25 protein-coding genes are annotated in these 22,311 nt (G+C 32.7%); 4 read left to right on the top strand and 21 right to left on the bottom strand.

Annotation, left to right across the window (positions count from 1 at the left end; all coding sequences use genetic code 11):
- Positions 1-180 precede the first annotated feature (180 nt).
- Positions 181-996: a pyridoxine/pyridoxal/pyridoxamine kinase gene (gene pdxK, locus ABEY15_RS21390; protein ID WP_098429334.1), complete on the top strand. Its 816-nt coding sequence runs from the start codon at positions 181-183 to the stop codon at positions 994-996.
- Positions 997-1,410: 414 nt separating this feature from the next.
- On the opposite strand, the gene ABEY15_RS21385 is transcribed toward pdxK, so the two are convergent.
- The gene (locus ABEY15_RS21385; protein ID WP_429892074.1) at positions 1,411-1,620 is read right to left on the bottom strand and encodes a hypothetical protein; all 210 of its coding nucleotides are present in this window, start codon (positions 1,618-1,620) and stop codon (positions 1,411-1,413) included.
- 171 nt (positions 1,621-1,791) lie between these two features.
- On the opposite strand from ABEY15_RS21385, the gene ABEY15_RS21380 reads away from it, so the two are divergent.
- Positions 1,792-2,109: a hypothetical protein gene (locus ABEY15_RS21380; RefSeq protein ID WP_429892073.1), complete on the top strand. Its 318-nt coding sequence runs from the start codon at positions 1,792-1,794 to the stop codon at positions 2,107-2,109.
- An 83-nt stretch (positions 2,110-2,192) separates the two neighbouring features.
- Here the strand turns inward: ABEY15_RS21380 and ABEY15_RS21375 are convergent, their stop codons facing one another.
- The 19 genes from ABEY15_RS21375 to ABEY15_RS21285 form a co-directional block, all read right to left on the bottom strand.
- Positions 2,193-2,786: a YdeI/OmpD-associated family protein gene (locus ABEY15_RS21375; protein WP_098429337.1), complete on the bottom strand. Its 594-nt coding sequence runs from the start codon at positions 2,784-2,786 to the stop codon at positions 2,193-2,195.
- A gap of 298 nt (positions 2,787-3,084) precedes the next feature.
- Positions 3,085-3,792 carry a nitroreductase family protein gene (locus ABEY15_RS21370; RefSeq protein WP_129688582.1) on the bottom strand — a complete coding sequence of 236 codons (708 nt, stop codon included), beginning with the start codon at positions 3,790-3,792 and terminating at the stop codon, positions 3,085-3,087.
- Between the two features lie 199 nt (positions 3,793-3,991).
- Positions 3,992-4,414, bottom strand: a complete 423-nt coding sequence (locus ABEY15_RS21365; protein WP_084006839.1) for an RrF2 family transcriptional regulator — start codon at positions 4,412-4,414, stop codon at positions 3,992-3,994.
- Positions 4,415-4,584: 170 nt separating this feature from the next.
- Positions 4,585-5,211, bottom strand: a complete 627-nt coding sequence (locus ABEY15_RS21360; RefSeq protein WP_429892072.1) for a class I SAM-dependent methyltransferase — start codon at positions 5,209-5,211, stop codon at positions 4,585-4,587.
- Between the two features lie 81 nt (positions 5,212-5,292).
- Positions 5,293-6,804, bottom strand: coding sequence for an MDR family MFS transporter (locus ABEY15_RS21355; RefSeq protein WP_429892071.1), 1,512 nt, complete (start codon positions 6,802-6,804; stop codon positions 5,293-5,295).
- A gap of 159 nt (positions 6,805-6,963) precedes the next feature.
- Complete coding sequence (locus ABEY15_RS21350; RefSeq protein WP_069033425.1) at positions 6,964-7,143, bottom strand: hypothetical protein; 180 nt, start codon at positions 7,141-7,143, stop codon at positions 6,964-6,966.
- 288 nt (positions 7,144-7,431) lie between these two features.
- Positions 7,432-7,974, bottom strand: a complete 543-nt coding sequence (locus ABEY15_RS21345; RefSeq protein WP_429892070.1) for a hypothetical protein — start codon at positions 7,972-7,974, stop codon at positions 7,432-7,434.
- A gap of 4 nt (positions 7,975-7,978) precedes the next feature.
- Positions 7,979-9,415 (bottom strand): FAD-binding oxidoreductase, encoded by a 1,437-nt coding sequence (locus ABEY15_RS21340; RefSeq protein WP_429892069.1) that lies wholly within the window; start codon positions 9,413-9,415, stop codon positions 7,979-7,981.
- A gap of 108 nt (positions 9,416-9,523) precedes the next feature.
- Positions 9,524-10,939, bottom strand: coding sequence for a PH domain-containing protein (locus ABEY15_RS21335; RefSeq protein ID WP_429892068.1), 1,416 nt, complete (start codon positions 10,937-10,939; stop codon positions 9,524-9,526).
- On the bottom strand, positions 10,932-11,411 hold the full coding sequence (locus ABEY15_RS21330) for a PH domain-containing protein (protein ID WP_429892066.1): 480 nt from the start codon (positions 11,409-11,411) through the stop codon (positions 10,932-10,934). The genes ABEY15_RS21335 and ABEY15_RS21330 overlap by 8 nt, the downstream gene beginning before the upstream one ends.
- Before the next feature lie 221 nt (positions 11,412-11,632).
- The gene (locus ABEY15_RS21325; protein WP_429892065.1) at positions 11,633-12,418 is read right to left on the bottom strand and encodes a polysaccharide deacetylase family protein; all 786 of its coding nucleotides are present in this window, start codon (positions 12,416-12,418) and stop codon (positions 11,633-11,635) included.
- Positions 12,419-12,605: 187 nt separating this feature from the next.
- On the bottom strand, positions 12,606-13,100 hold the full coding sequence (locus tag ABEY15_RS21320) for a HugZ family protein (protein WP_429892064.1): 495 nt from the start codon (positions 13,098-13,100) through the stop codon (positions 12,606-12,608).
- Between the two features lie 337 nt (positions 13,101-13,437).
- On the bottom strand, positions 13,438-14,706 hold the full coding sequence (locus tag ABEY15_RS21315) for a peptidase (RefSeq protein WP_429892063.1): 1,269 nt from the start codon (positions 14,704-14,706) through the stop codon (positions 13,438-13,440).
- A 6-nt stretch (positions 14,707-14,712) separates the two neighbouring features.
- Positions 14,713-15,360: a 3-oxoacid CoA-transferase subunit B gene (locus ABEY15_RS21310; RefSeq protein WP_420488139.1), complete on the bottom strand. Its 648-nt coding sequence runs from the start codon at positions 15,358-15,360 to the stop codon at positions 14,713-14,715.
- An 11-nt stretch (positions 15,361-15,371) separates the two neighbouring features.
- Positions 15,372-16,001 carry a CoA transferase subunit A gene (locus ABEY15_RS21305; RefSeq protein WP_286133816.1) on the bottom strand — a complete coding sequence of 210 codons (630 nt, stop codon included), beginning with the start codon at positions 15,999-16,001 and terminating at the stop codon, positions 15,372-15,374.
- Positions 16,002-16,066: 65 nt separating this feature from the next.
- Entirely contained in the window at positions 16,067-17,395 is a 1,329-nt protein-coding gene (locus ABEY15_RS21300; protein ID WP_429892062.1) for an aspartate aminotransferase family protein, read from the bottom strand.
- A gap of 230 nt (positions 17,396-17,625) precedes the next feature.
- Positions 17,626-17,799: a hypothetical protein gene (locus tag ABEY15_RS21295; RefSeq protein WP_429892061.1), complete on the bottom strand. Its 174-nt coding sequence runs from the start codon at positions 17,797-17,799 to the stop codon at positions 17,626-17,628.
- Between the two features lie 105 nt (positions 17,800-17,904).
- Positions 17,905-18,693: an SDR family NAD(P)-dependent oxidoreductase gene (locus tag ABEY15_RS21290; protein ID WP_069033437.1), complete on the bottom strand. Its 789-nt coding sequence runs from the start codon at positions 18,691-18,693 to the stop codon at positions 17,905-17,907.
- A 15-nt stretch (positions 18,694-18,708) separates the two neighbouring features.
- A complete protein-coding gene (locus ABEY15_RS21285) occupies positions 18,709-19,689 on the bottom strand; it encodes an MBL fold metallo-hydrolase (RefSeq protein ID WP_429892060.1) in 981 nt (326 codons plus the stop codon).
- A gap of 324 nt (positions 19,690-20,013) precedes the next feature.
- On the opposite strand from ABEY15_RS21285, the gene proC reads away from it, so the two are divergent.
- Together proC and ABEY15_RS21275 are read left to right on the top strand one after the other, a co-directional pair.
- Positions 20,014-20,853, top strand: a complete 840-nt coding sequence (gene proC / locus ABEY15_RS21280; protein WP_429892058.1) for a pyrroline-5-carboxylate reductase — start codon at positions 20,014-20,016, stop codon at positions 20,851-20,853.
- A 78-nt stretch (positions 20,854-20,931) separates the two neighbouring features.
- Positions 20,932-21,183 (top strand): hypothetical protein, encoded by a 252-nt coding sequence (locus ABEY15_RS21275; RefSeq protein ID WP_097974601.1) that lies wholly within the window; start codon positions 20,932-20,934, stop codon positions 21,181-21,183.
- Between the two features lie 94 nt (positions 21,184-21,277).
- Here ABEY15_RS21275 and cbpA read toward each other — a convergent pair whose 3' ends face one another.
- Positions 21,278-21,925, bottom strand: a complete 648-nt coding sequence (gene cbpA / locus ABEY15_RS21270; protein ID WP_429892057.1) for a cyclic di-AMP binding protein CbpA — start codon at positions 21,923-21,925, stop codon at positions 21,278-21,280.
- Positions 21,926-22,311: the final 386 nt, after the last annotated feature.

The raw sequence follows: 22,311 nt of genomic DNA, 5'->3' as shown, positions 1-22,311 counted from the left end.
AATTTTTATAAACTCAATATACAATCTATTAATCTAGTTTGTCAATAAATTTTTCGACAAAAATAGACTCAACCTTAGAAATCTATTTCTTGATTTTCGCTTCATGATGCTCATGTCTTGTACCTAGCACTTATGTTTTTGTATAATAATTCTATGTACTTCAAAGGAGGAATTTTTCACATGACAATTTATAAGGCATTGACACTTGCGGGATCTGATAGTAGTGGTGGAGCTGGATTACAAGCTGATATTAAAACGTTTCAGGAACGTAATGTTTATGGCATGAGTGCAATTACAACTTTAGTAGCAATGGATCCTCATAATCATTGGCATCATCAAGTATTTCCAATTGATATAGATACAATTGCAGCACAATTAGAAACAATCGTTGTTGGCGTTGGAATTCAAGCAATGAAAACAGGTATGCTTGGTTCAACTGAAATAATTGAGTTAGCTGCAAAAACAATAAAAAAACATAATATCGATCGAGTTGTTGTAGATCCAGTTATGATTTGTAAAGGAAATGACGAGGCTCTTCACCCAGAGACAAATGATGCATTAAGAGAAATCTTAGTACCACTTTCAACAGTTGTAACACCAAATTTATTTGAGGCAGCTCAATTAGCTAAAATGCCACCAATCTGCACTGTAGAACAAATGGAAGAAGCAGCACGCAAAATCCATGAATTAGGTGCTAAATATGTTTTAGTTAAAGGTGGAAGCAAAATTCAGCATGAAAATGCAATAGATGTGTTATTTGATGGTGAAAAAATCGAGCATCTAGAATCTGACAGAATCGAAACTACATATACTCACGGTGCGGGTTGTACTTATTCTGCAGCGATCTGTGCAGAGCTTGCTAAAGGAGCAGAACCAAGAGAAGCAATCTACACTGCAAAGAAATTCATTACTGAAGCAATTCGTCACTCATTCCCACTTAATCAATACGTTGGCCCAACAAACCACATGGCATATCGATTACATGGAGAAGGCTAATATCAAATAATGGGGCTGTCTCATAAGTCAGATTAAATGACGTATGAGGTACCCTTTTTTTAATTGTAAAAAAGGGTGAATGTACTGATGCCTAGGGGAAATCTCAACAGTGCTTTAACTTGAGGCTGATATGAATGATCTTTTTAGATAAATAATAGAATTTATCAAGTTTTTATTCGGTTTGGAACAGATTTACTAGTTTTTGATTTAAAAGTATCTACTATTGTCTAATTTGAAGGTCATAATACCTTAACTGGTAATGGTAATTTTTAATTTTATTTGCGATTCCATGGAATTTAATTGCAGTTTCGCCAAATTTAATTGCGGTTTTCGGATTTTATTTGCAGTCCACTTATATTTTTTTTAAAGAATAAAAAAGGGTAAAGGTTTCCCTCTCCCCTATGTTTCCACTTTTCACTTAACAATTCCCTTAATTGCCCTAAATGCATTTCTTCCTTTGAAATAAACAAATCTTTCCCATTTAGCTAATAAACCATTTCCATTTTCACCATTTTCAATCTGAAGCGCGTGCTGTTTATGAAAATCAGCAACTCGTTCATTATGTTTTGTATGCAAAGTGTTTAGACGCTTGTGAAGATGTAATGCATGTTTGTTTTGTCCCATATGATCACCTCCTCCTATAGTTAATACACAATTAATTTTTCTATTAATTTCTACTCTATTTTCTATATACTTTTACATTTTCAATAATTTTTTAATACTAAGTCAAATTACCATGATTTAACATTTTTTTATGTATTACATGTTATTATATATAGAAAGGAAGTGGATTTTATGAGAAAAAATTTTTCCATATTAATGATAACATTTATGCTTTTTTTAGTAATTGGTTGTGAAAAAAATAATAACGAAAATATCCAAGGGATTGCATATGCTAGCTTAACAAGAACTGAACAGGCTGCGTTAAGTGATAAACATGGAGTCGTTAAAAAAGTAGAATCTATACCTAATCAAGCGACTATATTTAATAAAAATTATCATAAAGATAAACTATATTCTGTTACTTTTAATGGAGATAATCCTGAAGAGAAGATCGTTATCTATATAGATACTGAGACAAACAAAAAAGTAGGAATGATTGGTGAGGATTAATTTTTAATCCATATAACCCCTAAAAATAAAGAGCAATATTAGTCATTAATCGCTCTTTATTTTTTAAATTGGTTTTAATAAAACTAATCATTTAATCCTTTTCCATCGAGAATTTGATCAATGTATTTTTCAACCCTAGACGTACGTGTTTTCGATTGTTTCGGTTGAGAAAAATAATAAATATAAGCTCTTTGACGTCCTGGCGTTAATGCTTCAAAAGCCGTTTTTAAGGCCGGATTTTCATCTAATTTAAGTTGTAATTCTTCAGGAACTTCATAATCTGAAGTCTTTTTTAATTCTACTTGTAAACCTGCTTTTTCCACTTCAATGGCTTCTTTAATATAGTCCTTTAAAACGCTTTCCATTTCAATTATTTCCTGAATATTGGTGAACCGGATCTGACGTGCTGATTGCACATTTTCTGTTTGTTGAATCAGGATACCTTTTGGATCTTTTAGCAACGCACCTTTGTGAAACAGAAGTGCACAATATTCTTTAAACCCATGAATTAAAACGATATTTTTATTATCAAGCGTGTAGCAAGGATGCATCCATTTAAAATCTTCAGTCAGTTCACAGTCAATGACGATTTCCCTTAACTTATAAAATTCTTCTTGCCACTTTTTCGCTCTTAATAAAAATGCTTCAACTTTAGGATGCATATTATTATTTGTCATTGATAAACACCTCTCATTAATTACACTTTTTTAGCATTACATAAATATAAATTCACATTAGAATTTTCATCTCAATATTATTAGTAGTACTTCATCAAAAATCTTCGTTATAAATTTTACTATACATGTTTTTATAATACCACTCGGATTGGCTCATCCACATTATTCTTAGCTAGTTAGATGGAAAATTAGTCCCCTCCAAAAAGTTATTCTTTAAACGGACGCAAATTTCCTTCAAGCAAAAAAAGAACAGGTCCAAGGTTTCCCTTTTCCCTGTTCTTCATAATCTTCTTAGTGCTTAGTACTGATCCCAAGCAACAACTTCATCTAAAGTTAACCGAACTTTTTCGAAGCCTGCTTTGATTCCTTTACCAACTGAAATTAACATAACTGGTTTGAAGTTTGCTGGTACATTGAATGCTTCTACAAACTTCGCTTGGTCAAATCCACCCATTGGAACTGTATCTAAACCTTTTGCTTTTGCTGCAAGCATAAATTGCATTGAAACTAATCCACCATCAACCATCGCAACTTTTGTTGCAATTTCTTCTGGTAAACCACCGTAGTTTTTCACGATTGATCCTACGTAGAAGTCTTTCACTTCCTGAGTCATCATGCCTTTTTCAACTAATTCATCATAAATGCGATCAGCATTTTTGTATGCTTCTGTATCACCTAAAACAGCGATTACCGCAGATGCATCCACAACTTGTTGTTGGTTATTAGCGATTGGTAATAATTTTTGTTTAGTATCTTGGTCCTTAATGACAAGGAATCTCCAAGGTTGTAAATTTGAAGAAGATGGAGCTTGAACTGCAATTTCTAGTAATTCCTTAATTTCATCATCAGACATTTGAAAGCTTGGATCGTAGTGACGAACTGATCTTCTTTCCTTTGCTACAGTGAAGAAATCCGTACTATCAAGTTCTTTTGGAGCTTCCTTACCAAAATCTATTTCGTTTACTTTATTTAAATACTCTTCTTTTTCAGATTTAACATTAGACATATTTAATCTCTCCTTAATTAACTGTATTAATCACAAATACAGTATATGACTTTAACTGTATAAAAGTCAACTACAGTTTATAAAAAAATAAAATCGAAACATTTTAGTTTCGACTAAATTAGAAAAAATACTAATAATTTGATTTTCAAACTGATTGCTAGCGTTTGGCAGACAGTCTGAAACTAGTTTCGATTTTATTTTACCCATTTTCCTTTGGTAATAAGTCTGAAATTGTTTTCTTTGCAAGACCTTCAACAAGCCAGCTTTCCATCTCATCTTTTAAATCATATAAAGCAGATCGTGTAGATGGCGTAAAACATTCCTTACTATTTACATCTAAGAAGCCTTTTGAATATGGATCTGATCTCATCGCATCATAAACATCTTTTAAAGTAATTTCATTAGCACCTCTGGCTAAATAATATCCACCATCTCGTCCTTCTTTAGCTGAAATAATGCCTGCTTTAACTAAATTGGCAAGAATTTTTCTTAAAAAAGTAGATTGTGCTTCAAGTTTTTGAGCTAATACTGCGCTTGGACAGATTCCATCTTGCTCCGCTAAAACTAATAGAGATTGCAATGCTAGTCCAAACCATTTCGTACTAGAAACCTTATCTTTCAAGATCATTCACCTCAGTTACTAGTCTAAACTATTTTTTGAAAAAGACAACCTTATCTAAATTATTGTTATACAGGGTGAAAAAAATTAAGTGAATTTAGAAAAGCCCTACACCTTTTCCTAAATTCACAATAATGATTCGTAGTTTTTAGTGACCATAAGATCTGTAAGGATTATTTCTTTTGACATTTCACCATCGTAAATTTAAACGGAGGTTTACTTTCCATATTCTTATGTGGTTCAAGAATTTCGAAAATTTCGATGAGTCCATAGTTTCCAAATTCTTGTTTGATCGAGTCAGAATCATAAAAGAACATTTTTATCCCTTCCATTATTTCGAAGTAATCTTTATCTAGCTGTTTGCCCTTTCCAAACATTGGTGCATCTTTTGAAATCGTAGTAAATATCATATAGCCATTCGGCTTTAACTGATTATAGCAATCTTTAATAAACTTCTCTCTCTCATGTTTATTCAATAAATGAATAAGTGCGTAACAAAATATACCATCATAAAGCTTTTGGTCAAAAGGCATGTCGGTTACTGAACCATGAAAAATAGTAAAATTAATTCCATTTTGTCTTGCCAATTCAATCGCTGTTTTTGATATTTCAATACCTGTTACGTTTATTCCATTGTCAGTAAAAATCTTTGCGTTTCTACCATATCCAATCCCCGGAATCAATACATCCTTAACTTTCTTTTCAAGGAAAAAGTCCTTTGTTAAAATTGCAGAGTCTGAAGGTTCAAACCCCCACATCATTTGATTTTCCATAAAACTCGATTCCCAAATTTCTGCCATATCTAAATCCCCTTTCAAAATCATTTAATCTACTTGTGTTCAAAAAAAGAAAGACCAAAGGTCTTTCTTTTTTATTTCTATTTATGACGCATTACTCTTAGCCATTTCTTTATCTGATAAACGCTCGTTACCCATTAAGAAAATTGAAATCAATGCTAATCCTACAGGAACTAATGTCCAAAGGAATGTATGAGCAATTGACGTTGAAAACACGTCAGTAATTTTTGTCAGTATTGGTGCTGGTATCAATTTGGCAGCTTCAGGAGTAAAGGCTTGATTAATATTTGAAAAATCCTTTGGTGCACCACTTTTTGCAAATGCATCAGCAATTTTATCAGTAAAAACATTTCGTTGAATAACACCAAAAACAGTAATACCAACCGTCATTCCTAAAGCACGAAGGAATGCGTTAGTTGAACTTGCTGAACCACGATTTTCATTATCAAAATGATGCATCGCAGACATACCAAGCACTGAGAATGATGCCCCTACACCTAGTCCAACGATGACCATATAAACGATTACTTGGAATTTAGTTGTATCAGGAGTTAAAGTACCTAGGCAAATAATACCTGCTAACAGAAGCACAACTGATCCGACCATAATATTACGATAACTAGTTTTATTCGCTAAAGCCCCGCCAAATGAAGCAGAAATACTAACACTTACCATCATTGGTAATAGGACTAAACCAGAATTTGTAGCTGTTCCACCTTGAACAAACTGGATAAAGATCGGAATGTAAATTGTTGCAGCGATGAATGCCGCTCCATAAAATAATCCAACAAAGTTACTAGCAGCAAAAAGACGATATTTAAACATACTAAACGAAATAATCGGTTCAGCTGCTTTACGCTCAATGAATAAGAAGATAATAAGGAAAACAGCAAATCCAGCAAATAATCCAAGAATTTGAACTGAATCCCACGCGTATTCTTTTCCACCTAGCTCAAGTGCAAACATTAAACAGACAATACTAATAACAAAAGTTGTTGCACCCCACCAGTCGATTTGTTGCTTCGTGTGATTTTTTGACTCGATATAAAAATAACTAATTAGTCCAAGTGTTAAAAGTCCAAAAGGAATATTTATATAGAAAATATATCTCCAGTTAATATAATCTGTAATATAAGCACCAATTAATGGTCCAAGAACGCTTGATAATCCAAAAACAGCACCAAAAATACCGCTCATTTTACCACGCTTTTCAACAGGAAACACATCCCAAATAATTGAAAAAGCAATTGGCATTAAAGCACTTCCGCCAATTCCTTGAATTGCACGGTAAATACTAAGCTGAATAATAGAATTTGCTGTTCCACAAAGAACTGAACCTAAAATGAATAAAATAATTCCTAACATAAAAAATCTTTTTCTACCGTACATATCAGAAAGTTTACCGAAAATTGGCATCCCAGCCATTTCTGTAACTAAGTAAGCTGATGTTACCCAAACAAATTTATCATAGCCACCTAAATCTTTTAATATTGTAGGCATCGCCGTAGAAACGATTGTGTTATCAAGGGAAGCGAAAAATATCCCAAGTAATAACGCAATCATAACAGGAACCAGTTTTGTTTCCCTTTTTTGCATAACCATCTCTCCTTTTACATTTCAAGCATAAAATTTAATTTGAATTCTGTATTCATGGCCTAACTTAAGTATCTGACTGACTTAAAAACGCTATTCTTTCGAGACGCTTAGTCTGATGAAGAGCTAACCTTTGGCGATCATTAGCACAGCAGTCAAAAATCAGTCTCTATTAATGTATAAAATAGCATTACTTAATAGACCTAAACCTATTCCAATTCCAAAACCAAGAAATCCTCCTACGATTAAATGAGATGTAAAATAACCTACACCTAAACCAATCGTTAATCCTAAAATTACAAAAGCAGCATAAAAAATTCCTACAGCTTCCTCATGTCTCATAATATATAATCATTCCTTCCATACAATTTAACTTCACATAAAGTAATGAATGTCTCCATAAATACTTTAATTAATTTAAAGTTAATATAACATTGTTTCGTTACTTAAACAATATATAAATTTAAATTTATTAATTTATTTTTATTAAAAATAGTATTTAATATGTAAATCATAGTACTTATTCATTAACTTTATTGTATAAAAAGGAATATAACAACGTTACGCACAAAAATAACCCACAAAAACAAAACATTGTTGTGTTACTCTGGATATAAATAATAAACTTCATTACTTAGGACCAGTCTGCCCCTTGCTCATTATCATTTTATAACAAAGTCCAAGTGCACTTATTAAGAAAAGCCAAGCTGCTAAATGAAACATAAATTGAATGTCAATTGATTCAAGTAATGTTCCTACACCTATAATACAAATAGCTGTTACAAAAGAAGTCCAAAATAAGTAACTCCTATAAAAATCGGATGAAGCGTTCATAAATAATTTCTTTTCAGCGATCTTGAATAACGCAGTAAATCCTCCAAATAAAACCTGCCCAATATAAACAATCTTTATATTATCGATCAAAGGCAGTGAAAAAAACAATAAACAGCAAAATATTGAATGGAATATCATTAATAAAAATGGTGAAACCAGGTCAACGAATCTGCCACCAAAGTATACAACCACACTTAAACTTAATGAAAATAGTCCATATAATAAACTAAATACGTCATACGCATCTCCTATATTCCTTAAGAAGAGAACATAATATGGAAATACTAAAGAGCTACTAAATCCAATAATACTAAGTAATGCGATTAAAAAACGGTTCATATGATTACTCCCCATAATTTTCATAAAAAGTATTCATAAATACACTATTTGGATCAAACTCTCTTTTCTTATTGAAAAAATCTTGTGCTTTTGGATATGCTGATACCATTTGTTGCTTAGACTGATATGGATAATAAGGTAAATAATAAGTCCCTCCATGCTCCAAAGTTAGATCAGTCCACTTTTGAATTACTTCTTTTGCATATTGAACAGAATCTTTATCTTTACCATGTTGAATTAAAACAACGAAAGCAAACATATCATCTTTCGCATAATTCATGACTGTTTCATCATCTTTTTCAACGTATCGAATCGTAATATTTAATATATTTAAATTTTCATATTGTAAATAATCTCTAATATCATCAATGTAACGAACAAATTCATTAACAGGTACAAAAAATTCCTGTAAAACTTGTGTATCTTGACGGTCATCGAATTCCATAAACTTACTTTCAGAACGCATGACATTATTGCGAGTTTCATAGTTTCCATTTAGGGAGTGAATAAAGCGATATTGAAAATCCCAAAAAAGATCTTTACCAATTTCCGAAGTTCTGGACATACCTAGTGCAAGCTTCGGTAAAAAAGCGGAATGATCTTCCTTCAGCTCTTGATCTGAATCGGTCATTTTACGGGATGTTGCCATATAATTAATTGCATAAACCTTGTCTAAAAAGCTATCTGGCGCTACAGAAATCCTAGCAATATGCATTCTTGCATTTGGGTTTTCTAAAACGTTCTTATTAAAATAATTTGGATACTTCTTATAGTCCATCGTTTTTGTTTCTACTTGATATAATTCATTATTTGTTAGTTGAAACTCTACTTCCAAAATAATTCCAAACAATCCATATCCACCTAATACATATGGGAATAATTCTTTATTCTCAGTGCGACTTACTTTAATTACTTTTCCTTCTGGTGTTAATAATGTAAACCAATTAACAGTACTAGCTAATGAGTGATTCCGAATGTCACGACCATGTGCGTTCACACTTAATGAACCACCTACTGAGAATATCTCTTGTGACTGAGTTACCTTTAAGGCAAGATGATAAGGATTAATCGCTTTTTGTATATCTCCCCATGTTGCACCACTTTGAACAATAACTGTCTTTTGAACAGGATCGACTTTTTCAACCTTATTAAATGTTTTTAAATCAATCACCACACCATCTTTATAATATGTATGACCTCCTTGACTATGTCGCTCGCCTGCTATTGAAACTGTCTTCCCTTGTTTTTTTGCTTCAATTACAATTTTCTTTAATTGGTCTACTTCCTTTCCTTTGACAATACGATCAATTTTAGTAGGAAGAAGATGGCCAACATCATCAATCACTCCATGCTTTAATGGTGCAGGTTTATTCCACAGCGTAAGTAAAACTGTCACAAACACGGTTAAGAGGAGTATTCCTACAAATATTCTTTTCCCCAAGTTCTTTTCCTCCTAATAGAAAAAATAAATTTAAGCGTTAAAAAAAGACGTGCTTACACTAATGTATACACGTCTTCATTTAACGATCTGTGCTTGCTCAATTTGGTTTTAACTAAACCAACCAATCATTCTATTTACGTCTTTTTCATCTAAATGTCTTACTTGATAAGTACGACCAAATTGGCTTGAAAGAATCGTAATGTATATAGATTTTAGTTTTACTCTTTTTTGAAGGAAACTTTGTTCACCGATCAATACTTGTATTCGCTCTTTTGGTAAAATGGCGGTTGTTCTTGAGAAATAACCAGACTGAATGATCACAGTTCGATCTAATAATGTATAGCCTGCATTTCTAAATCCTAATTCCCCAATAAATATACCGATTAAAACAATGCCATAAACCCAAAAGTGAATAAATGGAAGGAATACAATTCCACTAGCTATTAGAAGAAAAGTAATAATCATTCTTGAATAATACGTTTTTCGAGCTCTTTTTGGTGCTCGGTATGATATTTCATCATAGTTAATAGAAGGAATAAAATTTTTTAGGAATAAGTGAACATCCTTCGTTTTAATAAATGGATGTAGAACATGTCTACCTTGCTCCTGCTTATCCCCCATTCCAACAGCTTCGACGTAAACTGTAGAATAACCAAATAATTGGCGAATGATTCCTTCTTTGATAACTACTCCTTGAATTCGTTTTAATGAAACCGTAAATTCATTTTTTTCGAATAACCCTCTTGTAATAATAATTCGATCATCTCTTCTTTGAACAGTAAAGTTTGCAAATTTCAATATGTATCGAATGGTTGAAAATATTAGGGAAAGTAATAAACTACCTAAAAATACAATAAAAAACATCATGTAAGTAAATGTTTGTATTTGATTATATATTGCCACATAAATACTATGTGGAAGTAAATCCTCGATTTGTGAAAATAATGATGCTAAAACGGCAAAAGCTAGTCCTACTTCAAAGGAAGTGATTCCAGCTAAAAAAAGTTTTCTCGTTTCAATTGTTAAACTTATATCTACTAAAGGTACTGCTTGTACACTATTTTCCTCAGCTACAACCAAACCTACTTTTTTCTTTTTAGAGTTTAATACTTCATTTTTTAATGAAAGTGCCACTTCCTTAGGTATTGCATTTAATATACCTTCAGCTTTTTTTCCACCAGCTGTCTCAATTCGTACGCTCACCACATTAAAAAGCTGTTGAATAAATCCAGCATTAATTGAAAAAGACTGAATACGTTCTTTTTGAATAAATGTATTTTCGATTACAAATAATCCCGAACGAATTCTAAATTCATCTTCATTTATATAGTAGGTAAATCGATACCATTTTACGATTGCCGAAGCAACTGGAAAAACAATCAGAACAGCAGCAAACAAATATTGAAACATTGACCCTTTACCACCTGAAACTAAAAGTATAATAAGTGGTATTAGTACGTTTTTAATTTGCTCTAAAAATACGGTAAGTATATAAGCTGGATGTTGTCTTTTTGGCTCATACATCGTCATCACTTATCCTTGCTAAGTAGATAATTTTATCTCTGAGCTTTTCTGCGATATGGTGTTCTAAGCCTTCAATTTCATGTGTGGTAGCAGCCGTGGAAATATTCACTGTAGATAAACCGTATCGACGCAGTATTGGTCCTACTTCTGTCGTAACGTGTTGTACTCTGACCATAGGAATTACAATTCGTTTAATAACAAATATTCCTTTTTGAATTTCTAACTCATTTTCATAAATCTCATATGCGGTATATTTCAATTTAAGAGTAGGTAAAAATAAAGTTAAAAAAATAATTAACGCTATAACGACACCGATCATAATCATTAAAATAAAGAAGGGAAGTGAAAAATATCTCATAAGAAAATAATAGATAATTGGTAAAGCAACTAAAGAGATACTGCTAAGTAGCGATGTAATTCTCCATACTGACCTCATTTTAGGTGATGGTCTTTGTGATGGATTTGCTCTCATTTAATCACCTTTTCTATCTCATTAATCTATCACTTACTATATCATACCATGAGACAAACTATTCACAAACCTCCTATTTATCGACAAAGTAAAAAAAAGGTAATTTTCCCTATGATTAATGAAAAAATAATTCTTTTAACTAAGCAAATTTCTTTAAGCTGATTAATCAATAAAAAAAGGTTAACTCATAGAGTCTAACAAGACTAATGAGTAACCCTATTTCAATCGTAATAAATAGTCTCAGATTCTCTAAAATTTACAATTACCTTCGCTTGTCCTTCTACAATTTTAGCAAACTCATCCATCGTAGTGTCATACTTAATATAGATTCTAGGTAAAAGATAGACTTCATTCTTTGTACCCTTTTCTAGATAATATTTCGGATCTGTCGCTACTGCAAAAGTATAGTATTTTTTTGTTTCCTCAATTACTTTATCATTATGATAACCATAAGGATAAGAGAGAGCTATCACAGCTTTTCCAGTGATTGATTGGATCTTATCTTTGGAATCTTTCAACTCATGCTTATAGTCATCTATCTTCCTTAAATCTTGATGGGTTGCAGTGTGCGATTGGATTGAAAACATCCCTGAATCAGACATCTTTTTTAAATCCGTGCTAGAAAGACGATCCGGCCATCCAATATAGTCGGATATCGCAAAGATAGTTGCTCTTGGTGTAAACGTATCCGATTTCAATTTTTGAAAGATTTTTAACACATTTAAGTTATTTTTATAACCGTCATCAATTGTAATAAATACAGGTTTCTTTACTTTATTTCGGTCTCCCCATTGTTCAAAAGTTAAAAGCGTAAATCCATGATCACGTAAATAGATCATTTGTTTTTCAAAATTCTCTGGTGAGACAAACAAGTCTCTTACTCCGTGACCAGTAAACTCATCAATGGAATGATAAATTAAAATTGGAATTTTATCTGCAGCATGTGTTTTTTCTGGCAACTGTATCCACAAAAATAGACATAGAAAAAATAAAGAAATCTTTCTCATAAAAAATCCTCACTTTATCTTTTTTCTATTTAGTGTTCCAATTTCCATTTTAACTATCATTATTTATAGTAATTAAAGATATTTTACCTACGATTTAGTAATCATTGATTCATACATAAAAGCTTATAACTTTCCTATTAATAAATTAAAGCCCGTTACTCAAAATGTAAGTAACGGGCCTTTCTATTTAATGGTTCATTTTAGAAGGGTCAATTTGGTTGAATGTTCCTTCAATCGGATTGATATCAAAAGCCTGACCGAATCCAGCGATGTATCGACCTTCTATTGGTGTAAGCTTGAATAACGACAGATCAATTCCTCTTAAAACCTTAATCATCTGCTCTCCGTGATTTTCTACAAACTTTTCAAATATGTGCTCTTTGTCCACATTACCCACGGATTCAGGAGTACATTTATAACGAATGCGTTCTCTCGCAAATAATATTGGAGAAGTTGCTTCGTCTGCAATAATCATGATACTTATATACTTATTGTTTTCTAAATGTTGAAAATGAGCTGCGATTTTACTAATGAAAATATAGAAGTTACCTTCGTAGATGACAAAAGGTGAATAGCTAACATGCGGATCCCCTTTATGATCCATTGAACTGATCACCAACGTTTTACATTCAGATTGAAGTTTTTCATATTTTTTAAATTGAACTTCTAATTGTTTTTCCATAAGCATCTCCTTAAAGAAATTATTTTCGCTATATTTCAATGATAACAATTATCATTCTCATTATCAATACTGTTTTCAGAATATTAAATCACAATTAAAGAGCCTTAGTATTAAAGCTAAGGCTCTTCTAGATCAGAAGTTGAGAGCGCTTTCACTTCCTTTTCGACCATTCTATTGAAGAAGTGATTTGTTTAAACATATCATCCTCCTCAATCAAACGCCTCTGTTTCGTCGATTATTTACATTTTATTTAATATAAAATCTCAAATTATTTCCGTGAAAATATTTTAGGACTTCGTTTTCAGTAGTGTTCTACTTGTTCTAATAAAATACTTCATTATTCATCGACTCCACACCAATCTAGTAAAGTGTAGGCAATTACCTCCGCACAACGAAATAATTCATCTAAATCAATGTATTCATTTGGATAATGTGCAACCTTCGTTTCACCAGGTCCAAACACAATAGTAGGTATTTGTTTTATTTGTGAAAATAATCCGCCGTCCGTACCCCATGGGGAGGCTTCAATAATCGGTTCATTTTTATAAACATATTGATATGATTTCTTTAGAGATTCCATAAATGGATGCCCAAGATCGATACTACCTGGTAACCAACTTGCTCCAAAAAATTCAACCTCAACCGGATTTCCAATAAACCAATCATCAATTAATGAGAGTGTTTTAAGCCACCTCGTTATTTCAAGTTTAGCTTCTTCGATTGTTTCATTTGGTGAAACACCTAGCCTTCCCTCAAGAGTAACTAGATCTGAGACAGAGGAGGGCCAAGTACCCCCATTTATTTTTCCGATATTAATCGGAATTGGAATTGGCACATTTTTGTATAGTGGATCATCTAGTAATCTTGTATTTCGAACTTTTTCTAATTGATTTATATGATTAATAACCATTATACTTTTTTCAATTGCGCTAACGCCTTCATACCTCGTTCCACCGTGCGCAACTTTACCTTTTACTTTTATTCGAAACCAAACACTGCCTTGCTGTTTCGGAAATATTTTCATTTTAGTTGGTTCTGGAATAAGGACAGCATCTGCAACGTATCCTCGTAATATCGTTGCTAGCGTACCTGCCCCTCCGCTCTCTTCCTCAATAACACTTTCAAAATAGATGTCGCCTTTAAGTGGAATATTACATTTTTTTATTGCCTCAATCGCAAATAAAGCAGCAACATTTCCGCCCTTCATATCTGTTGTTCCCCTACCATATAAGCGATTTCCTACGAGAGCACCACTATACGGATGAAGATCCCAACTACTTATTTCACCTTCTGGAACCACATCAATATGTCCATTTAATATAATCGATCTACCATTTCCTGTTCCCTTTAAAATTGCAACGATATTCGGACTGTCTTCAAATGAAGTTCGTTCTGAAATAAAATAAGATGATTTTGTTAATTCCTCAATTGACGGCTCAAAGCGATCAATCACTAATCCAAGATTCTGTAAATAATTTGAGACAATTTTTTGTGCACCAGCTTCATTTCCTGAAACACTTTTTTCACGAACAAGATTCTGAAGTAATTCAATTGCCTTGTTCTTATTTTTATGAATATAGTCATTAATTTTAGCTTTCAAATCCAATTTTGATCACTCCCAACGATGAACAATAACATTTGGGTTCACAAATAATGGAGCACCAGTTTTCTCAATCACATCGCTGACTAAATATGGAGACATTACCTCATTTAACCAAAGCTCTCCACTTTCTTTTTTAACTTCAATTACGGCCATTTCAGTAATGATTAAATCTACGCAATTTGGAGATGTAAGAGGAAGTGTACATTCAGAGACTATTTTAGGGTCACCATTTTTATTAGTATGGTTCATTAAAACAATTACTTTTTTTGATTTTTGAGCTAAGTCCATTGCTCCCCCAATTCCTGGAACTCTTTTACCAGGAACAATCCAATTTGCTAAATCTCCATTTTTACTGACTTCGAGAGCACCTAGTACTGTTAAATCTAATAAACCTTTTCGAATAATCGCAAAGGCTATGCTACTATCAAAATAACTCGAACCTGGAATTAATGTTACAGGTAATCCTGCAGCATTACATAAATTCTCATCTTCTTCACCTTTTTGCGGAGTAGGCCCTAAACCTAACACGCCATTTTCTGCATGGAACATTACTTGGCAATCATCTGGTAAGTAGTTTGGGATCAGTGAAGGAATTCCAATCCCAAGATTCACAATCATACCGCTCTTTACTTCTTTTGCTGCACGTTTTGCCATCATTTCCCTAGGATTTATTTTTCCCAAACCCACTTCCAATTCACCCCTTCCGATTGAACGATGTGGTTTACAAAAGCGCCAGGCACGATAATTTCTTCAGGTTCTAATGCTCCTAATGGAACAATTTCATCAACTTCTGCAATTGTAATTTTTCCGGCCATTGCTACATAAGGATTCGTATTGCGAGCACTCTTATCAAAAACTAGATTCCCAAAAGGGTCTGCTTTCTTCGCATATACAATTGAAACATCTGAAATAAGAGGAGTTTCAACTAAATACTCTTTCCCAAATACATTCACTCTCTGTTTATCAACATCTATTACACTATCAATCCCAATATCCACTAAAACGCCACCTAATCCAACCCCACCCGCTCGTATCCGTTCAATAAATGTACCTTGAGGACTGAACTCTATTTCCAACGTACCATCTGTCATTTGCTTTCCAGCATTTGGATTTGATCCGATATGCGTTGTAATCATTTTTTTTACTCTTTTAGCCGTCACTAATTGTCCGATCCCAACATCAGGAAAACCCGTATCATTTCCAATTAGAGTAAGATCTTTCACACCTTTCTCTAAAATGCTCCTTATTAACGTTGGTGGGTTACCGATTCCTCCAAACCCACCGAACATCAATACCATATCATCTTTAAAATAAAGCAAAGCTTCTTCAATACTAATGATTTTCCCGAAAGTATTGATTGCCATTATTCGATCTCCTTTGCTTCTTGATTTAGCTCATTAAATACTTCCTTTAATAAAGTTAGCAATTCATTTACTTGCGCATCAGTAATGACTAAAGGTGGAGAAAGCAAGAAACTATTTTCAGATCTTCCATATGGGCCACTAACAGATGGATACAGTAATAATCCATGATTTTTAGCAATCTCAATTACACGATTTGTTACACTTTTACAATTAAAGAAATCTTCATTTATTTCTATACCAATCAGTAGCCCTTCTCCCCTGACATCGAATAGAAAAGGATACTCTTTCTGCCATTCTTTTAGTTTTAATTTAATTTTTTTACCTTGTCTTTTAGAATTTTGTACTAATCCATTTTTTTCGACATAGTTTAAAACGGCTAAAGCTATACTTGCAGAGAGAGGATTCGCACTAAACGTATGTCCACTCATAACAAGTCGACTGCCTTTCAAAATTGGTTGCATTACACGATCACTTGCGATTGCTACAGCAATTGGCGTATAACCAGCCGCCAATCCCTTACCGAGGACTAATAAATCGGGCACACAATTCCAATGGTTCATTCCGAACATTTCCCCAGTTCTACCTATTCCCGTCATTACTTCGTCCGCAATAAGTAACACATCGTGTTTATCACAAATTTCTTTAATTTTTTCATAATATCCTTTTGGAGGAGTTAACGCAGCTCCTGCCGCACCAACAATAGGTTCAACTATAAAGGCTGCTACATTTTCAGAACCTAGTTTCTGAATTGTACGATCAAGTGCAGTTGCACAAAGTAAACCACAATTTCCAGGTTCTAATTCAAATGGGCATCTTTTGCAATACGGCGCTTCAACCATTGGATAATCCTCTAGTAAACTAGTAAAACGTTTCCTCCTTAAAGGATGCCCTGACATAGACAAGGATCCGATGGTGATACCATGGTAGCTCATGCTCCTTGATATAATCTTCGTTTTCGTATGAATTCCTTTTTCTTGAAAATGCTGTATTGCCATTTTCATAGCTGTTTCAGTTGCTTCAGTACCACTATTAACAAAAAAACTCCAGCTTAAATCTCCAGGTGCTAGCTGAGCTATTTTTTCAGCTAATTGTTCTGCCGCCTCACTCGTAAACTGTGATCTGTAAACAAACGCCACTTTAGAGGCCTGTTTTACCATTTCATCAATTATTTCCTTAACACCATGCCCGATGCTTGCAGCAACTGCACCTGATGAACCATCAATATATTTCTTTCCTTGCTTGTCCCATAGGTAGATAGTTTCTCCTCGATCAATTGTTGGATAACTATCACCTACAAGTGGTTTTATTAAATAATCCCTTTTAGTCATACTATCCCACCATCTTTCACTTAGATCTCATTACTATATATATAGTTGAAAGCGAATGAAGTTAGACTAATGAAAAACAATAGGGTTTACTTCGAATAAAATAATGTTGATTACAACTGAAAAAGACCACAAAAATGTGGTCTTAACTTTTCTTTTTATAGCAAACTCACGCGTTAGCCGAATTTATATTAAGTATTTATTCTTTTATATAAATAGTATTTAAACAATCTCTATTTATTTACTGCAATGCGGAAGAGCCCAATTGCACTCACAATATTTAAAACACAAGCAAGTATTAAAAGAATCCAATTTAAAATAACTGACAATTGAATAGTTATGGAAATGGTTAATGTACTACAACCAATAATTAACATGATCATTAGTAAGGGCGAGTTTCTTAACATAAGATCCACTCCAATTTATTGGAACTTGAATAAAAAAAGCTTCGAGAAGATTCCTCTCTTAGCTTTTTTTTACATATTTTTAGCCCATTCTATGAACAGCTTCAGCTATTTTTTATTTCCGAATTTCATCATTAAATAATAACTTACTTTAGGGAATACTGAATAAACTTTTGCTCCAAATCCCATCCATGAAGGTAAATCGATTTCATGGACATTTTTTCCAATTAAAGAAATAACTTTCGAAGCAACTTTTTCAGGGTCTAGCATCATTTTCCGAACAGATTTTGCGTACGATCCTGACTCATCTGCTATATCAAAAAATGGTGTATCCATTGGACCTGGATTTATATTCGTAATATAGATACCGTCTTTTTCAACTTCTTGTCTTAGGGCATTGCTGAATCCTAACACTGCATGCTTAGAACCTGCATATGCTGCAGCCTTCGAAGTTGCAATCTTACCGGCTAAAGAAGCGATATTAATAATATGTCCCTTCCCTTTCAGCTTCATAGACGTAAGGGCAAGCTTTGAACAAATCATGACTCCAAATACATTGACATCAAACATTTGCTTCATATCTTGAAGTGACATTTGTTCAACTGTTTGAAATAGACCATACCCTGCATTATTTATTAAAACATCGATTCCATCAAATTGCTCTTCGATTTGATGAAATGCATCGTATACTGCATTTTCATCTGTCACATCTACAACAAAATAATGACATTTAACTGGAAAATCTTCTTGTATTTTTGCCTTTAAGTTTTTTAGCTCTGTTTCTCTTCTAGCAATTAAGACGATATTAGCGCCTTGTTTTGCTGCAGTTAAAGCTAAATCTTTCCCAAGACCACTAGAAGCACCTGTTATTACTACCGTTTGGTTACTTAACCTCAAAAATTCCCACCTCTATTATTGACTGACTGAATGCTCATTCGTTTTATACTCAAGTATACCATCATTTCGTTCATTTAAACTAATAAAACCTAAGTTTTCCAGGTAGTCTAATTGACCAATTGTTTCAGACAAAGTAAGTGAAAGTTGTTTTTGATAAACCTTTGGAAATAACATTTGACAAACTTCATATGCAGTTAACGGTTGTTTTTTAATCATTTCATATACTTTTTCAGCTCTAGCCTTTTGCTTTTCTAATCTACTTTTTACTAAACTTTTAATATCTGTAACTGGATCACCATGTCCAGTATATAATTTTGTAATCGGAAGTTCTGCTATTCTTTGTAAAGAGTGATTGTATTGTAGTAATGGCTTTACACGTTCGGTTTCACCATTTAATGGAGGCTCTATGATTGGGTTTGACGAAACCTTATCTAATAATAAATCTCCTCCGAATGCAATGCCATCGTCCTCACTTATTAAGGAAATATGAGAAGTTGCATGACCAGGTGTGTACAATACTTTCAACCCAAAAATACTATCAATTCGATCGCCTTCATCTATCGTATGTGTTAAAGAACGAATACTAGTATATGGCATTTTCTCTGTTGTACGTGGCATTCTTTGTACATATTCTTGTGGTACACCATATAATAGTGCATTTTCAATAAAATACTCATTATAGTAATTTAAAAATGATTCTTCCTGAGTTAAATATGGAATATTTCGTTCATGACCTAATATTTTTACATCCTCATTAAACTCCTCTAATAGTCCTGCATGGTCTGGATGATGATGAGTTAATATGACTTGTTCGATATCTTCTAATTTATATCCAATTTTATCTAATTCACTTTTAAGTGCATCTAATGTATCGGCTGTATTCGTTCCTGTATCAATTAAAGTCAATAAATCTCCTTCAACTAAAAAAACATTTACTGTATTCATTGCATAAGGTACCGGTAGTGTAATTTGGTGAATCTTATTTTCAGGGATCATACTTATTCCTCCTTATCTGAATCTTCTTACAGTTAATTCTAATATACATTTTAAAAAATACAAACAAAGATGATTAGAATTTTACATTAATGTAAAGACAGCATCTAGAAAATGCAGAGAACACTGAAATCGGAAAAGGTATTAATCGTTACAAAACTAAAAAAAATTTCCCAATTACTTCTTTTCTCTTTAAAATTTTCCCTTCAACTAAAAATTATTTAAAAATATTTTTGAAAAATTATATAAAAGTAATATGTCAACAAGGAATATAGCATTTATTTCTCTAATATAAATATCTATTACAATAGAGGTGAGGTGAATGTAATGTTTCTAGGAAAAGTTGCGTTTATTGGTGCAGGTAGTATCGCAGAAGCATTAATTGCAGGATTAATTGATAGTGGGTATATTGAGAGTGATCAAATTGCAATCACTAATAGGGAGGATTTAGAACGTTTAGATAGTTTACATACAAAATATGGTGTATTAGCTACTACTAACCGTCAGCTAGCAATCTCTGGTTCAAGTGTAGTTTTTTTAGCGATGAAACCTAAAGATGTTACAGTCGCTCTTGATCAAATTAAAAGTTTTTTCAATGAAAAACAATTAATTATTTCCTTAGTAGCAGGTGTTACAATCAATACAATTAAGCAGTTACTAGGAAATGAAAATCTGAATATTGTTCGTGCAATGCCAACTACGTCTTCACTCGTTAGAAAATCTGCTACAGCACTTGCTTATCCAGATGAAGTTCCTTTTGAAAAAGTGCAAATAGCAAAAAGATTATTTGAGCGTGTCGGTATTGTCGCTAAAGTAGAAGAAGACGAATTACATGCTATGACTGGATTATTTGGTAGTGGTCCAGCCTATATATATTATGTCATTGAACAATTTGAACGAGCTGCAATGGCACTAGGGATTCATCGTGATATTGCCAAGCCATTTATTCAACAAACTTTAATGGGTTCAATTTCAATGCTTCAAGAAACGAATAAATCTCCATTAACATTGAGAAAGAAAGTTACTAGCCCAAATGGCACTACTCAAGCTGGAATATCTGTTCTTGAAGACCGTGAAGTTGCTAATTCCTTTTTAAATTGCTTTATTGAAGCAACTGTTCGATCACGTGAGATCCAAGAGGAATATGAAAAAATTAATAAAATTTAATCAGCTTGTCATGACTCTCTTCTTTAGATAATAAAATGATACAGGTAACTGTGTTGTCCTAAGGGGGAGAGTTTTCTGATGAAAATAACAAACAGTAGAGTATTACGAGCAAGTATTAAGCGTATTCTCATCACAATTGCTTTAATCGTTACACTAGTTTTAATTGTTGGCTTTCTAACAATCAGTTATGTTGTTGGTAATTCAATGGTAGAAGCAAAGGGCAAACCACTTAGCTACCCTCAAAAAGTATCAACTCTCCTACTATTAAAATTCGATTCATTAAAGAAAAATAAAGAATCAAATCATGAAGTACATAAAAAGCTAAATTAAGGGTTTAACTAAGTCCAAGCCTGTCAAACTGGCATCTAAATGATTATAAAAAGAGCAAGGGACTGTATAATGATCCCCTTGCTCTTCTTTTTAATCATTTTTGAGTAGCATGACTTGTTGCAACTTCTTCATGCATAATATGAAACTCTTTTTTAATAATATCTTTTTTCAACTTAATATAATCGTCTTCACTAATAGTTGGTGGTAGCGTAATTAAAACTCTTCGATAAACTGAATCACTATCTAGTGTGATACAGCTCTTCAAATTAGAATATTTATTTACAAGCTTAGCTAATCTTGCTAATGCACCTTCATGTTCCATCGTACTGACAGTTAATGAATAACCGCCGTCCTTCAGTCCCCATGCTTCTTCTAATAATTCAAAAACTGTTTTATGCGTTAAAATTCCTACAAATTCATTTAGATCGTTTACTACTGCTAAATATGGAAAACGTTTAATCGTAAAGAATACTTTGAAAAATGGTGAATCCTCCTGAATTGGTGGACATTCTTTACGCACAAAATCATTTACTGTCTTGCCTTGCAAAGAATCGTTATCTACTAAATACTCAGCTAAATCAACACGATAAAGATTTCCAACATACTCTTTATCGTTTTCACTTAAAACTGGTATACATCGATACTTTGTTTTCTTTAAAAGATCCCAAGCAAACTGTGCTTCAGTTGTAACCATACAATGAACTACATCATGTTTTTTTACGATATTACCTTTAATTCTCAATCATAACCCTACTTTCAAAATTTATTTTACTAATCATTCTTAATTTTTCTCTTTTAAAAACACATATACAAAAATAAAAACTCCATCAAGTCGCATGATTTGATTAAAAGCACTGTTAATATAAATAGATTCGATTTAAGTCCCTCATCCCAAAGATTGAAACTCTAAAAACCTCCTTATACGCTCCTCAATGTAGGATCTTTTGATGTTTAATTATGAGGGAATCTTACGTTAATAAATAACAATGCTTTTAAAACAATCTCGAAGCCTTTCATAATTAATTCGCCCTTTCTCAAAATGTACCTTTTTTGTTTCATAAACTAATTCGAAATTTTCAAATAATTTTCCAATACTATTTAAGGTCACCATCATATCTATATTTTTAA

The sequence above is a fragment of the Gottfriedia acidiceleris genome (genome assembly GCF_050457485.1).
Classification (GTDB): Bacteria; Bacillota; Bacilli; order Bacillales; family Bacillaceae_G; genus Gottfriedia; species Gottfriedia acidiceleris_D.
The sequence above is the reverse complement of the archived record's forward strand: the minus strand, read 5'-3'. Positions and strand labels throughout refer to the sequence as shown.